Genomic DNA, 15,250 nt, shown 5'->3' with positions numbered 1-15,250 from the left:
ATACATCTCATGTTATGGTTCAACCTTATTTCTGTGCGGACTTTATTCATCAGTACATTTATTTAAATACATCTCATGTTATGGTTCAACCTTACTTATTTATATATTTATCTTACCATTATTCATGATTTAAATACATCTCATGTTATGGTTCAACGGTTTTTTACAGGCTTTTGATACTGGCAAAATAGTATTTAAATACATCTCATGTTATGGTTCAACAATTTTTAGTCATAAATAATTCCTCCCCTTATATTATTTAAATACATCTCATGTTATGGTTCAACATTTCTGTTAAGTCTCTTTCTTCACAAAATGAAGGATTTAAATACATCTCATGTTATGGTTCAACTTAAAAATACAATTAATAATAAGTCTCCTATTATTATTTAAATACATCTCATGTTATGGTTCAACGTAACTACAGACTTAACAGCCGTTGGTATTGAATTATTTAAATACATCTCATGTTATGGTTCAACAACAGACAAAGCAACCTAAACGCTTAAGAAATGCAAATTTAAATACATCTCATGTTATGGTTCAACCTGGAAGTGGTTCAGAAATAGAAGGTTGTATTAATAAATTTAAATACATCTCATGTTATGGTTCAACCCGGGCAGGCAATAAGTAATCGTACTAAAAAGGCATTATTTAAATACATCTCATGTTATGGTTCAACGTCTGTATCTAATCTATTTTCTATCACGGAAATACTATTTAAATACATCTCATGTTATGGTTCAACAAATTAACACATATAAATGAGCCATTAAAAAAATAGATTTAAATACATCTCATGTTATGGTTCAACACTCAACTGCCTAGACAATGCAGATTTAGTAATCATATTTAAATACATCTCATGTTATGGTTCAACCTTCCTTGCTCTCCCTGTCTAAACAACATTCTTGATTTAAATACATCTCATGTTATGGTTCAACATGTGTTAAATTATCAAGTTCAGCCTTATGTACTTCATTTAAATACATCTCATGTTATGGTTCAACTGGTCTTATTTTGTACGTCTTCGCCATTGCTATTATATTTAAATACATCTCATGTTATGGTTCAACTCCTAATAGCCCAACTCAATTAAAAAAATGGATTGGATTTAAATACATCTCATGTTATGGTTCAACTATTGAAGGATACACTTAAGACAGTTTGGGACGCCAATTTAAATACATCTCATGTTATGGTTCAACTGGTAATCCGTTGTTTACCAGAATAAAAGCTTATATATTTAAATACATCTCATGTTATGGTTCAACAGATTTCTTTAATTGCAAGTAGCGTATCAGTCCTTTTAAATACATCTCATGTTATGGTTCAACGTACAACACCTTCAGTACAGTCGACATATTCACCATCTTTTAAATACATCTCATGTTATGGTTCAACAATCCAACAACTTCACCTCCAAAATTATCTTTATGTTTTTAAATACATCTCATGTTATGGTTCAACTTCATTGGCTAGGGTATAATATTGGTCAACGTCTTCTTTTAAATACATCTCATGTTATGGTTCAACTTAGGTCCACATATACATATAGAAGTATTTCTTAATTCTTTTAAATACATCTCATGTTATGGTTCAACGTATCTTCATCATTATAAAAAGATGATGTATAATTTTTTAAATACATCTCATGTTATGGTTCAACTACACACATTTCTATCATCTTACTCCAAACACTAAATTTTAAATACATCTCATGTTATGGTTCAACCGCCCGTTGTCATCCTCATAAAAATTTATCCACTCATTTTAAATACATCTCATGTTATGGTTCAACCCCCCAGACAATCCTACAGCAGAAGAATTTTTAAACTTTTAAATACATCTCATGTTATGGTTCAACAAGCTTGCGCTTAAAACTTTTAGTAACTTAGGAATTTTAAATACATCTCATGTTATGGTTCAACAAAGCGAATACCTGGAATCAATTAAAAATTTATGAATTTTAAATACATCTCATGTTATGGTTCAACATATTCTCCTCTTGCGGTTAATTTATACACAGGGTGTTTTAAATACATCTCATGTTATGGTTCAACTTATATAGATGTATTAGTAGATGGACAATTTATTAATTTTAAATACATCTCATGTTATGGTTCAACCTCAGACGCAACGAAACTCCTTAACAGATTAAAGCTTTTAAATACATCTCATGTTATGGTTCAACTGCTAGTCCTGCAATAGCAAAACATTTTTTTGTATCTTTTAAATACATCTCATGTTATGGTTCAACTCTACAATTAGAAGAACAAAACAAATATAAATTAGATTTTAAATACATCTCATGTTATGGTTCAACACTAAAATTAAGGGATATGATAGATGAGGTTCTAGATTTTAAATACATCTCATGTTATGGTTCAACATAAAAGAAAAAAAGCTACCTAAAATACGATTCCATTTTAAATACATCTCATGTTATGGTTCAACAAAAAACATTGAAATTGACATAGAAAATTTAAAAAATTTTAAATACATCTCATGTTATGGTTCAACCAATGCTGCAATGAGAGTACTTTAGGAGGTATAAAATTTTAAATACATCTCATGTTATGGTTCAACCTGAGTAAAATAGCCGTTCTTTATTTTTATTATATCTCTAAATCTATTGATAATAAAGACTTTATCTGAAATTTTTCCAACCAATTTTGATTTTCAAACTTATTCATAATAAAAGTGATTTAAATCACTGAATCTACATAGATCAAGGCGTTTTTGATCACAATAATGGTTGGAAAATTTTAAACTCTTTAATTCATATAATTTAAAATATCTTAATAAAATAATAAAATCTATATCTCAGCAAAAACACAATCCTGATCCGTCAATATAGTATCTAACCTATACTATTTAAATCTTATCCTGCTCTAAAAATTCTAAGTATATTATTTAAACATGTTTTTACTAGCCTAGCATACAATACTCCTATATTATTAATCTTTTTAGATATTTATTTTTAATTTATAATGTTATAGATTTCTTAGGTAAAATTACTCAAATTTATATAATTCTATTCTTTATTCACAAATTACAATTTTGTAAATAAAGAAAGCCCCATTTCTGGGGCAATAGCTTTTTCATCTAAAATTATTCAGATTTAACCTGATAATATGCTAATTTATGCGTAATTACCTTATCACTTGTTTTATTGTTATTAAACTGCACAATATCCACTCTATGTTTTCCGGCCTTAATATTATTGCCCTTTAAATCAATAGTCAAACTACTATCTGAAAGCTGTTTCTTCGTATTAAAAATTCCATCTACAAATATATAACTCATATGTTCTCCATTAAAATTTTTAGTATTTACATTGATATGCATAACTTGCGTATCTTTTTTAGTATATATTTCTGGAACTTCTCCTTTTTCAGATGTCCCGGAAGAAGTTTTTATATAAAAAGTACCTGTTCCCATATCTGCTTCTTTAAGATCTTTCGGGAGTTTGATTACATCATTCTTAGTTTGATTTGGAGCATTTTCTACTTTATTTTTCACATCATTTGCCTGTTTTTGGCCACCGCAGGCGCTCAAACTCAACATCATAAACATAGTTAGTATGATTGCTGACATCTTCTTCATAATAATATACATCTCCTCTAAATAAATTTAAATATATTTTTATCTTCTGTATTCTTAGTCTCTACATTTTTAAAAATAATATTAATTTTTAGAGAAAATTAATTTTATTATTCTGCTGCATATTTAAATCAACCGAAATCAGATATTCAAAGCCGACTTCATATTATGTTTATAATTTTTCCAGCATCTCGTAACTCAATGTACGAAATACCTGACAATAATTTTGAAATCCATCCTGTCCTATAATATAAATATTCGGCAAATAATCTAATCTTTTTTTTGAATACATAATACGTTCTATACCATTATCTATAGCTGTATGATTGCTTAAAGCGACATCTACTTTTTTAGATATTGCTTCACTTATAAAATAATCCAGCGAATTGAGATATTGTTTAACTTCGTTCTTTGTCCATGGTGGTGTCGTTCCTCCCCATAATGCTGCCATATGCATTTTCCCCTTTTCTTTTACAGGAAACATGTAACTTAACCCTCCTGGAGTATGACCAGGAGTACCATAAACATATATTGTTTTATCACCTAATTTTATTGTATCGCCATCCTGAATATAAACATTAATTTCATAATCCTTCCATGTTTCCGGTCTATCGGGTTTTGTTGGATGTTCTCTCCAAAAAATGTCATCCACCTTAGAAAGATATGTATCAACATGATATCTTTCAACAAACCATTTTCCACATCCAGTATGATCAACATGTCCATGTGTCAAAACTAGTTTCTTTATTGTATCAGGATTCCAACCAACATCTTTAATAGAATCTATTATTGCTTCAAAAGCTTCTTTTGCCGGCCAAATAGCATCTATTACTATCAACCCATAACTTGTTTTTAATACAAAACAGTTTGTCTGTTTTTGTGCAATAATTAGTAAATCGTCAAAAATCTTAGCATGTATGAAAAATGACATATCCTCCATTTCTCTGATTGTTCCTTTTGTAATAACCGGTCTATTTAATCTATTCATTTAATATACACTCCTCTGTACGGTAATAATTTTATAGTTTATAGTTGCACAGAGGATAAGCGATTTCTTGAATGCATACGTAAAAATATCTTCATGACTTCACCTTCTATAAAAATTACTAATAAATAAATTATATCATTTTACACAATATCCTGTACTCATGAATAATTTTTCACTTCATAGTAAACGAATAGTATCTCTTATTGACATATCTGAACTTTCAATTTTTTAGATATGGAAAATGGAATTTGATTATTTATAGCCCTAGTAAAATATGATGTAGAATTATATTAAATTATATGTTAAATTAGTTTTACAATGCTAATTACTCTATAAAATTGTATAATCTTATTTACAAAATCAGATTTAATTGAATAAAGACTTAATTCTATAGGTATGCAATTTTAAAATATAACTAGACTTTTTGAAAAATTATTAATTATTTAGGGAAAGGTGGGTGAAAACTGATTTTAGACATATGATAAAAACAGTTATAATACACTAATGAATTGTTTTTATATGTCTTAATCAGGTAAGTTTATGAATGTAATCATATCAGGGCCAAAAGGTAAGATGGGTAAGCTTATTGTAAAAATAGCAAATGAAATGAATGAATTAAATATCGTGGGAGCTTTGGCACCAAATGGAAGAGATTATATAGGAAAAGATGTAGGATTGGCTTCAGGCATAGGAGTTGAGACAGGAGCAATTGTAGTGGACGATTTACAAAGTATTATAAATAAAACTGATGTAATTATCGATTATACTACACCAGAATCTTCTATGGATATAATGGAAAAAGCATTGAAGTACAAAAAAGCAGTGGTTTGTGGTACTACTGGATTTTCTGAAAAACAGCATAATAGAATTATAGAAATTTCAAAAAATATTCCTGTGATTTGTGCGGCCAATACATCTATGGTAGTAAATCTTATATATAAACTTTTAAAAATTTCAGCAGAGACTATAGGAAATATGTCTGATATAGAGATAATAGAAATGCACGATAGATATAAAAAAGATGCACCTAGTGGAACTTCTAAAGAAATGGGAGAAATTATAGCAAAATCCTTAGGAAAAAATCTAGATGATATAGCCGTATTTGGAAGAAATGGAGAAGGTGCGAGAAAAGAAGGAACTATAGGCTATCATTCTTTAAGGGCCGGAGACATATCTAGCAGCCATACAGTTATGTTTGGTCTCATGGGAGAAAGACTTGAGATTACTCATCATGCACATAACTGGGAGTGCTTTGCAAATGGAGCGTGTAAAGCTGCATTGTTTTTGGAAGGGAAAGCACCAGGGCTTTATACAATTAAAGAGGTACTAGGTTTATAGTGATTTTTTGCCTATCTTTAATTTATTGAACTCCTTGCATGTTATTTTTATCCAAGCAATAAGGCTTATATAAAAATAGAGCCGATAATTACATTTATTGCCTATGTGCTATCGGTTCTATATCTTTAGCATCTGGATCTTTGATAATAGAAATATTTATTTGTCATTTTTTGCATAGTTCCTCCAGCACATTCTATAATACAAAAATATGATTAATTAATAAATCAATCATCATCTTCTTTAAGTTTCTTTTCAATTATTCGCTGACCTCTCTCATTAAACCAGTATAGAAGTGAAAATAATATGAAGCTAAAGATGAAAGCTGAAATAAAGGTAATAACTATTACTGCAATAAAATACCTGTCAAATATTCCTATATACTTATTTCCATATAGTACATAGTTTCTAATTCCATTAATTGTGGTTATGATAAGGCTTGAAATAAAAATAGTAAATATCGTTAATCTTTTACTAACTTTTGACGTGTTCACTAAGTTATGTCCTAGAAACATACTTCTAATTACAACATAGGCTAGAGATATAACTACAATACTAAATTCAATTGCATACTTTGCAAAAGACATATCCAATACAAACGATTTAGTAAACATAGAAACAAATGCAATGAATATCACTATAGAGTATGCTTCACTTTGAATTTTGTTGTTTAATTGTAAGACACGTTCATCTTTGATTTTTTTGCTTTTCATTCTGTTTCCTCCCAAAATAAATCATTTAGATTTTTGTTTAAAGCTTTGCATATTGCAATGCAAAGTTTCAATGTCGGATTATAGTTGCCTGATTCTATCAAGCCTATTGTTTGCCGTGTAACACCAACAATATTAGCCAAATCCTCTTGGTTCATGTCACACTCAATCCTAGCAATTTTTAGTTTCTTATTTTTCACAAAAATTCTCCTTCCTTAACACCACTATTGTATGTTATATATTTCTTAATGTCAATTATATATTACATTTAGCAATATATAATTACAAACTTTATACAAGTATTCTGATTTCTTACTCAATAGTAATATAAGACGCCATTTTGTAAATTGAAAAGCAAACTTTGTAATTTACAACGTAAGCGATAAATCAACTGGTGTATATAAACAAAAATAAACGGTCATTTATGAAAATGACCGTATTTCTTATCTGTTATTTTTATACGAAGTTTGAACCCATGAATCCCATGGCAGATATTCTTCCAAAAATTCAGGATGTGCTTCAAATTGAACTCTTAGAAGGTTTTTAAATAAAAACTCAGGGTAAGTATATGGTTCAAGATTATTAGCTCTGGCAGTTTCAATTATACTATAAACTACTGTGCTAACTTCTGCTCCTCTTGGGCTTCCGTTAAATAGCCAATTTTTTCTGCTTTAGAAATATCACCTATCATTTTTTAAGTACCTTTCATTTTCAATTAAGCTTTCCAAAGCACCATTATGAATCTCTAATACTGTAGATCCTAATATCAGCTTGAGATGTTTCTAAAGAAACATAAGCTGTATTTGAAGAAGCTGTAGATGATATAACTGTCAAATCTAAAGGTACAATTTATCCATTTGAATTTTCCATAAGAATGGCCTAACATGCAGCAGCTCGGATTTTTCTTGACCAATAATAAGTGTTTATATTAATTTCATTATTTCTGCACCATGAGGATACTGTTTCTCCACTGCTTTTGCATTCACGTATAATTTTAATCCATTTATTCATTCTGTAATCTTGAGTTATTTTTTGTATATTCATTTGAAATCTCCTATTATTAAAGTTTTTCAACTTAATTTGAAAAATTTGAAAATAAACTTAGTTTAGAAGATTATCTCATGTTTCTTAAGTGATTTCTATCCATTAACTTAGAAAGCCCAAATATATTTAAATACATCTTATGTTAAGGTTTGGTGCTAGTATAAAAATGTAGACACAAAAATTCGAACAATATAAAATAAAAGAAAAGGAGTGTCTACACAGTGTCAAATAGATCTAAGAGATATACAGAGGATTTCAAAAATACAATAGTTGAACTTTATAATTCGGGTAAAACCCTGAGTGAATTAAACAGCGAATATGGCGCATCTAAATCAACAATAAAATTATGGATTAAAAAGGCAGCACCAATACAGATAGATAAAAATAAAACTATTACAACAGCTGAGTATCAAAACTTAATCAAGAAAATGGCAAAGTTAGAAGAGGAGAATGAGATATTAAAAAAAGCTATGGCCATATTTGCAAAGAAAAATTAGATACAGTATACAATTTTATTAAATACAATAAAGATAACTATAGTATTAAATTAATGTGCAATATCTTCAATATTCCAAGAAGTTCTTTCTATAAAAGTTTAATAAGAAAGCAGAGTATGCGAAGCATTGAGAATAAACAGATTCAAGCTTGTATTATGAAGATTTATAACGATAGTAAAAAACGCTATGGGGCAATAAAAATAAACTATAAATTAAAACGGATCAATATAAATATAAGTCTTAAAAGAACCCAGAGGCTTATGAAAAAGTTAGGTATAAAGTCTATTGTCTGTAAAAGATTTAGACCTTTTCCTTCAAAATATAAGGTTGAAGAAAAGGAAAATATCCTTAAAAGAGATTTTAATACCAGTAGAATAAATCAAAAATGGTGTACCGATATAACATATATACACACTATAAAAGACGGCTGGTGTTATCTTGCATCCGTCATGGATCTCTACAGCAGAAAAATAATCGGTTATAGTTTCTCAAAATCTATGGATTCTAAACTTGCTGTAAATGCAGTTGACAATGCTCTTAATCTACAGAAACCGGTTGAACCACTGGTTCTCCACAGTGATCTTGGAACTCAATATACAAGCTGTGAATTTGAAAATTATCTTCTAGATACTCATTTAATAACTCACTCTTTCAGTGCCAAGGGTTGCCCTTATGACAATGCCTGCATTGAGTCATTCCATGCTTCATTAAAGAAAGAAGAGGTAAATCTTGTTAAATACTGCGATTATAATTCTGCAAAATTAGCTGTATTTCAATACATAGAATCATGGTATAACAGGATTAGAATCCATGGCTCTATAGGATATATTACCCCTCAACAATGTGAGGATAATTGCAAAAAATCTGCTTAAATATTCGATATTTTGTGTCTACTTTATTGACTTAGATCCAGTTCAACAAATATACATGGTAAGAAAATATTAATGTGTCAATAATTTAAATACATCTTATGTTAAGGTTCAACATAAATGACTATCCAAACATCAAGGAAAATTCATAATTTAAATACATCTTATGTTAAGGTTCAACGTATTGGAGATTATGTTATAAAGGGTATAAACGGATTTAAATACATCTTATGTTAAGGTTCAACTCCCATGCCTTTCTTGTACATATAGTCATATATTTGATTTAAATACATCTTATGTTAAGGTTCAACTTAAAGATTTAACCAAATCTCCCATCAAGTCGACTATTTAAATACATCTTATGTTAAGGTTCAACTTTTAAACTTAGAATATAATAATTAGTCATTCTTTCAATTTAAATACATCTTATGTTAAGGTTCAACGTTGAAGAAACTGAACAGAATCAACAAGCAAATACATTTAAATACATCTTATGTTAAGGTTCAACTTCAAAGGCAAAAGTTTACTTACAATTTTGATATGTATTTAAATACATCTTATGTTAAGGTTCAACTCTTCATATCTTCCATAATGTTTTATGGAATTTTCATTTAAATACATCTTATGTTAAGGTTCAACTAAGTGGTGTATCTAAAACTTTTCTATATAACAATGCATTTAAATACATCTTATGTTAAGGTTCAACTAAGTATAGAAATAATGTTGGACTTAGTAAATATATATTTAAATACATCTTATGTTAAGGTTCAACAACTAACGTTAATGGATATATTAGTATTCTTGTTAGATTTAAATACATCTTATGTTAAGGTTCAACAATGGACAATTTAGAGAGTGTCACAGAGGTATCCGAATTTAAATACATCTTATGTTAAGGTTCAACAAACTCAGGTACATAAAACTTACCATCCTCAAATTATTTAAATACATCTTATGTTAAGGTTCAACAACATACTGAAAATAACCAGCCAGATCCAAGACGGATTTAAATACATCTTATGTTAAGGTTCAACTTCGCTAAAATTTAACGAAATTAATTACTCTTTTTAATTTAAATACATCTTATGTTAAGGTTCAACCGAAGTTATAAAAAGAAATATAAAATAAATAAGAGGAATTTAAATACATCTTATGTTAAGGTTCAACTACATATCAAAAATACAGACAGTTGCAATACATGCAATTTAAATACATCTTATGTTAAGGTTCAACTGGTCTGCAGGCTGTAGGAGTTCTTGTGGCAAATTATTTAAATACATCTTATGTTAAGGTTCAACAGATAGAATGTCAGAAAGTACAAATTCAACAACAACATTTAAATACATCTTATGTTAAGGTTCAACTATCTTTCTTTTCATATTCTTCAAATGGTCTATTCAATTTAAATACATCTTATGTTAAGGTTCAACTTATACTTGTAGTATCCAGACATGTAATTAAGGAGATTTAAATACATCTTATGTTAAGGTTCAACAAAATAGTAATAAAGATAATTTTGTATTGTGGATTACATTTAAATACATCTTATGTTAAGGTTCAACAAGATATTTAAAAGAAAAGTACAATGATTCAAATCCATTTAAATACATCTTATGTTAAGGTTCAACGTTCTGCCTCATAATCGATAAATATTATTTTCGCTATTTAAATACATCTTATGTTAAGGTTCAACGCAGAATATCCAATCTTAATTCTATCTCTACACTTATTTAAATACATCTTATGTTAAGGTTCAACATCCATTGGTATCGCTCACTTTCTATGTATACTACATTTAAATACATCTTATGTTAAGGTTCAACGCTAAAAGGGAGGCTGAATATAGGGCTAAAGAACCATTTAAATACATCTTATGTTAAGGTTCAACGTGCTTAAGTTGTTCTTAAGCACTTCTTCATTCCATTTAAATACATCTTATGTTAAGGTTCAACCTATATATTGTATTTGGTTCAAATTCATCCACATCATTTAAATACATCTTATGTTAAGGTTCAACATATGAAGAAAGTATTTTAGATAATAGTATTAAGGAATTTAAATACATCTTATGTTAAGGTTCAACAAAAATGCAAACATTAACTTAACAGATAAAGAGTTATTTAAATACATCTTATGTTAAGGTTCAACACTTCAATTACAAAGATGATGGCGTTTCTAAGTATGATTTAAATACATCTTATGTTAAGGTTCAACATATAACCAAGCCCGGGAGTATTTAGGACTAACGATATTTAAATACATCTTATGTTAAGGTTCAACGTATAGGACAGACAAAGTAACAGTAGGCTTGACAGGATTTAAATACATCTTATGTTAAGGTTCAACAACTTCTTCTTGCAATTACCATAGCTGCTCCATTAATTTAAATACATCTTATGTTAAGGTTCAACGCTATTATATCTTCAATATTATCAGCTTTTGCATCTATTTAAATACATCTTATGTTAAGGTTCAACGATAAAGAATTTAACAAACAAGGTTAAAGCCTTTAAATTTAAATACATCTTATGTTAAGGTTCAACAAATTCTTTCTGTTAATGTTTTTGAATCTTTTTTAGATTTAAATACATCTTATGTTAAGGTTCAACGTTATTGGACTTATTTGTAATCTTTTGTGTATTATTTCATTTAAATACATCTTATGTTAAGGTTCAACTGTACTCCAAAGTTCATTTTATCTTTACTTATGTATATTTAAATACATCTTATGTTAAGGTTCAACGCCCAATTAAGCGGCATATCTGTTAAAACCTTGCAATTTAAATACATCTTATGTTAAGGTTCAACCTGCCGGAGTACCTTTTGTTTTATGCAAATTATTATTTAAATACATCTTATGTTAAGGTTCAACCCGCTAAAATTCCTTTAAATATTGCTTCTACTACCTATTTAAATACATCTTATGTTAAGGTTCAACCAGATGCACTATATAAGAGATCTAAAATGAAATGATTTAAATACATCTTATGTTAAGGTTCAACTTTATCTAAGTTATCATCACCATAGTAAGGAAAGTCATTTAAATACATCTTATGTTAAGGTTCAACAACCCCTAAACAAAATAAACATAAACAATTTGCTCCATTTAAATACATCTTATGTTAAGGTTCAACTTACCAAATACTAATACATGGGTAGATATAGACATATTTAAATACATCTTATGTTAAGGTTCAACTTATTACACTTCTAGTTATTCAGATTGTCAAAAAACATTTAAATACATCTTATGTTAAGGTTCAACTAAAATTAAAAATAATTATCAAATAAATCATAAAGAATTTAAATACATCTTATGTTAAGGTTCAACGCTACAGAATGGAACAGTTATAAATGGTGTTATGATATTTAAATACATCTTATGTTAAGGTTCAACGAAAAAATCTTGTACACATTACATATAACATTAATGAATTTAAATACATCTTATGTTAAGGTTCAACTTAGCAGCTAAATGTACAGCTAAAAGATTTGTTCCATTTAAATACATCTTATGTTAAGGTTCAACAGGAAAAATTAAGGGATATGCTTTAATAGATAACAAATTTAAATACATCTTATGTTAAGGTTCAACGAAACGAGAATTAGTCAGAAAGAAAATAATTAATGAATTTAAATACATCTTATGTTAAGGTTCAACCTCCATATTGCGAACTTGCAACTGCTGTAATAATTATTTAAATACATCTTATGTTAAGGTTCAACTTTAACTAATGTATGTTGGGGCGACGTTAAACAATGATTTAAATACATCTTATGTTAAGGTTCAACAAATAAGTGATTACATATATAATTAATTTTATTGCATTTAAATACATCTTATGTTAAGGTTCAACGCTTTAGGAATTATTAGTTTAATTATAAGTAATGTATTTAAATACATCTTATGTTAAGGTTCAACTTATGATGCCAAAGACGGAACTAAGAGATATGTTACATTTAAATACATCTTATGTTAAGGTTCAACGTCGTACCCTCTCCGACTTTTGAATCGGAGACTTCATTTAAATACATCTTATGTTAAGGTTCAACATGTATTTATATTTAATAAAAAAAGAGAGAGATACAATTTAAATACATCTTATGTTAAGGTTCAACGAATGAAGTTAGCAGGAAACGATTAAGTATATTTAATTTAAATACATCTTATGTTAAGGTTCAACCCAAGTTTTATACTATTAATTTTAAAAGGTGCTAATAATTTAAATACATCTTATGTTAAGGTTCAACTCAAAAGTGTGGATATAATGGAGAAATAAAAATTATATTTAAATACATCTTATGTTAAGGTTCAACACCTTTAAACACTGCAATTAACATATGTTGCGGAATATTTAAATACATCTTATGTTAAGGTTCAACTTCCTTTAGACCTGTCTTAAATTCCTTACTGTCTACATTTAAATACATCTTATGTTAAGGTTCAACTAAATTTTAATTTTATGAACATTTCCTTTCCTATGGTATTTAAATACATCTTATGTTAAGGTTCAACGTTTATCACTAGTAGTTATAATATTAAGCAATCTATATTTAAATACATCTTATGTTAAGGTTCAACATAAAACGAGAAAATAAGTTACGAAAAATGAATTTAATTTAAATACATCTTATGTTAAGGTTCAACGAAAAATTTCTTTTAGCAGTTCCAATTGCTCTTCCAATTTAAATACATCTTATGTTAAGGTTCAACATGCATAAAGGATAAAGACAACATTTATTTATATGAATTTAAATACATCTTATGTTAAGGTTCAACTAATTTCTATTTTAAAATAAGTGTGGTTAAAATACATTTAAATACATCTTATGTTAAGGTTCAACAGCTATGCTCTGCTAATCCACCTTTATAATTACCAATTTAAATACATCTTATGTTAAGGTTCAACTTATTTTTTTATAGAATAATAATAATTGTACATTTAGATTTAAATACATCTTATGTTAAGGTTCAACTGATAAATATGCCAAGGAATATGAATATAAATCATGATTTAAATACATCTTATGTTAAGGTTCAACGCTGTCTGAATAACTTCCTTTTGCCCTTCTCTAGCTATTTAAATACATCTTATGTTAAGGTTCAACCAATTTGTTGATACCCCCGGTACCTGTCCTGTTTCATTTAAATACATCTTATGTTAAGGTTCAACTTCTCTGAGAGCCAGTAAGTATTTAGTTTAATCTCGATTTAAATACATCTTATGTTAAGGTTCAACTAGGGAATGGATATGTCCTGAATGTGGAAGTATAAAATTTAAATACATCTTATGTTAAGGTTCAACTAAAAAAATAGTTGATAAAGGTGGATTCGCATATTTATTTAAATACATCTTATGTTAAGGTTCAACAATAACTCCCAAAATTTATCTATATCACGTTTAGAAATTTAAATACATCTTATGTTAAGGTTCAACTACTTATTTTCATTACGTAAATCTAATTCAAGTATATATTTAAATACATCTTATGTTAAGGTTCAACAAATCACAACCTTCAGAATAGATGGGAAATATTCATTTAAATACATCTTATGTTAAGGTTCAACATAAAAATAAATAAATGAGATGATAAATATAGATATATTTAAATACATCTTATGTTAAGGTTCAACAAGTAATAATTATGAAATTATATTATATCAAAATAAATTTAAATACATCTTATGTTAAGGTTCAACAAGAATATAGATTTAGAATTACAAGAGTTGGATAAATTTAAATACATCTTATGTTAAGGTTCAACCTTTTTGAAATACATATGGACAGAACTTTATATAATTTAAATACATCTTATGTTAAGGTTCAACTGATATTGTTCAATTTAATGCAAGGGTAACAACCTAATTTAAATACATCTTATGTTAAGGTTCAACTACAATGGATTAGAATTAAAAATGAATAAAGTTACATTTAAATACATCTTATGTTAAGGTTCAACCTGAAGGATATTTGGTTTGTCATATTTATATATGATTTAAATACATCTTATGTTAAGGTTCAACCTACAACAGAACCAATTAAGAGATAGACATGTTCCATTTAAATACATCTTATGTTAAGGTTCAACACTTGATGATATAATACCAGAATATGCAAATTGTTTATTTAAATACATCTTATGTTAAGGTTCAACGAGGAATAAGGATTTCAGATGTAATTAGTTGTATAAATTTAAATA

8 protein-coding genes and 2 CRISPR repeat arrays (2 of these 10 only partly in view) are annotated in these 15,250 nt (G+C 27.8%); of the genes, 2 read left to right on the top strand and 6 right to left on the bottom strand.

Features of this window, described 5'->3' with window-relative positions:
* Positions 1 to 2,589: a CRISPR direct-repeat array (repeat unit 30 nt; unit sequence ATTTAAATACATCTCATGTTATGGTTCAAC); it reaches 71 nt to the left of the window's first position.
* A 525-nt stretch (positions 2,590 to 3,114) separates the two neighbouring features.
* On the bottom strand, positions 3,115 to 3,609 hold the full coding sequence (locus tag D4Z93_RS06720; protein ID WP_243105896.1) for a hypothetical protein: 495 nt from the start codon (positions 3,607 to 3,609) through the stop codon (positions 3,115 to 3,117).
* A 169-nt stretch (positions 3,610 to 3,778) separates the two neighbouring features.
* The gene (locus tag D4Z93_RS06715; protein WP_119971636.1) at positions 3,779 to 4,594 is read right to left on the bottom strand and encodes an MBL fold metallo-hydrolase; all 816 of its coding nucleotides are present in this window, start codon (positions 4,592 to 4,594) and stop codon (positions 3,779 to 3,781) included.
* A 540-nt stretch (positions 4,595 to 5,134) separates the two neighbouring features.
* Here D4Z93_RS06715 and dapB point away from each other — a divergent pair.
* Entirely contained in the window at positions 5,135 to 5,932 is a 798-nt protein-coding gene (gene dapB, locus D4Z93_RS06710) for a 4-hydroxy-tetrahydrodipicolinate reductase (RefSeq protein WP_119971634.1), read from the top strand.
* Positions 5,933 to 6,156: 224 nt separating this feature from the next.
* Here dapB and D4Z93_RS06705 read toward each other — a convergent pair whose 3' ends face one another.
* The 4 genes from D4Z93_RS06705 to tnpA form a co-directional block, all read right to left on the bottom strand.
* Positions 6,157 to 6,642 carry a DUF6773 family protein gene (locus D4Z93_RS06705; protein ID WP_119971631.1) on the bottom strand — a complete coding sequence of 162 codons (486 nt, stop codon included), beginning with the start codon at positions 6,640 to 6,642 and terminating at the stop codon, positions 6,157 to 6,159.
* Positions 6,639 to 6,839 carry a helix-turn-helix transcriptional regulator gene (locus D4Z93_RS06700; RefSeq protein WP_119971630.1) on the bottom strand — a complete coding sequence of 67 codons (201 nt, stop codon included), beginning with the start codon at positions 6,837 to 6,839 and terminating at the stop codon, positions 6,639 to 6,641. The genes D4Z93_RS06705 and D4Z93_RS06700 overlap by 4 nt, the downstream gene beginning before the upstream one ends.
* A 243-nt stretch (positions 6,840 to 7,082) precedes the next feature.
* Positions 7,083 to 7,241, bottom strand: a complete 159-nt coding sequence (locus tag D4Z93_RS06695; protein ID WP_423243046.1) for a transposase domain-containing protein — start codon at positions 7,239 to 7,241, stop codon at positions 7,083 to 7,085.
* 277 nt (positions 7,242 to 7,518) lie between these two features.
* Positions 7,519 to 7,683 carry an IS66 family insertion sequence element accessory protein TnpA gene (gene tnpA / locus D4Z93_RS13480; RefSeq protein ID WP_162920266.1) on the bottom strand — a complete coding sequence of 55 codons (165 nt, stop codon included), beginning with the start codon at positions 7,681 to 7,683 and terminating at the stop codon, positions 7,519 to 7,521.
* Between the two features lie 221 nt (positions 7,684 to 7,904).
* Here tnpA and D4Z93_RS06690 point away from each other — a divergent pair.
* Positions 7,905 to 9,052, top strand: a protein-coding gene (locus tag D4Z93_RS06690) for an IS3 family transposase (protein WP_243105948.1) whose coding sequence is annotated in 2 segments (ribosomal slippage) — positions 7,905 to 8,151 and positions 8,151 to 9,052 — 1,149 coding nt in all. Because the reading frame shifts where the segments join, the coding sequence is not laid out codon by codon here.
* A gap of 83 nt (positions 9,053 to 9,135) precedes the next feature.
* Positions 9,136 to 15,250: direct repeats of the CRISPR family, unit length 30 nt; unit sequence ATTTAAATACATCTTATGTTAAGGTTCAAC (it continues 21 nt past the right edge of the window).

The organism is Clostridium fermenticellae (assembly GCF_003600355.1).
In the GTDB taxonomy this organism is placed as follows: Bacteria; Bacillota; Clostridia; order Clostridiales; family Clostridiaceae; genus Clostridium_AV; species Clostridium_AV fermenticellae.
This window is presented reverse-complemented; position numbering and strand designations above follow the sequence as displayed.

Bases quoted from the DNA above. Each gene is read 5' to 3' on its own strand.
- D4Z93_RS06720 (WP_243105896.1), bottom strand. From the start codon at position 3,609: ATGAAGAAGATGTCAGCAATCATACTAACTATGTTTATGATGTTGAGT.
- D4Z93_RS06715 (WP_119971636.1), bottom strand. From the start codon at position 4,594: ATGAATAGATTAAATAGACCGGTTATTACAAAAGGAACAATCAGAGAA.
- dapB (WP_119971634.1), top strand. From the start codon at position 5,135: ATGAATGTAATCATATCAGGGCCAAAAGGTAAGATGGGTAAGCTTATT.
- D4Z93_RS06705 (WP_119971631.1), bottom strand. From the start codon at position 6,642: ATGAAAAGCAAAAAAATCAAAGATGAACGTGTCTTACAATTAAACAAC.
- tnpA (WP_162920266.1), bottom strand. From the start codon at position 7,683: ATGAATATACAAAAAATAACTCAAGATTACAGAATGAATAAATGGATT.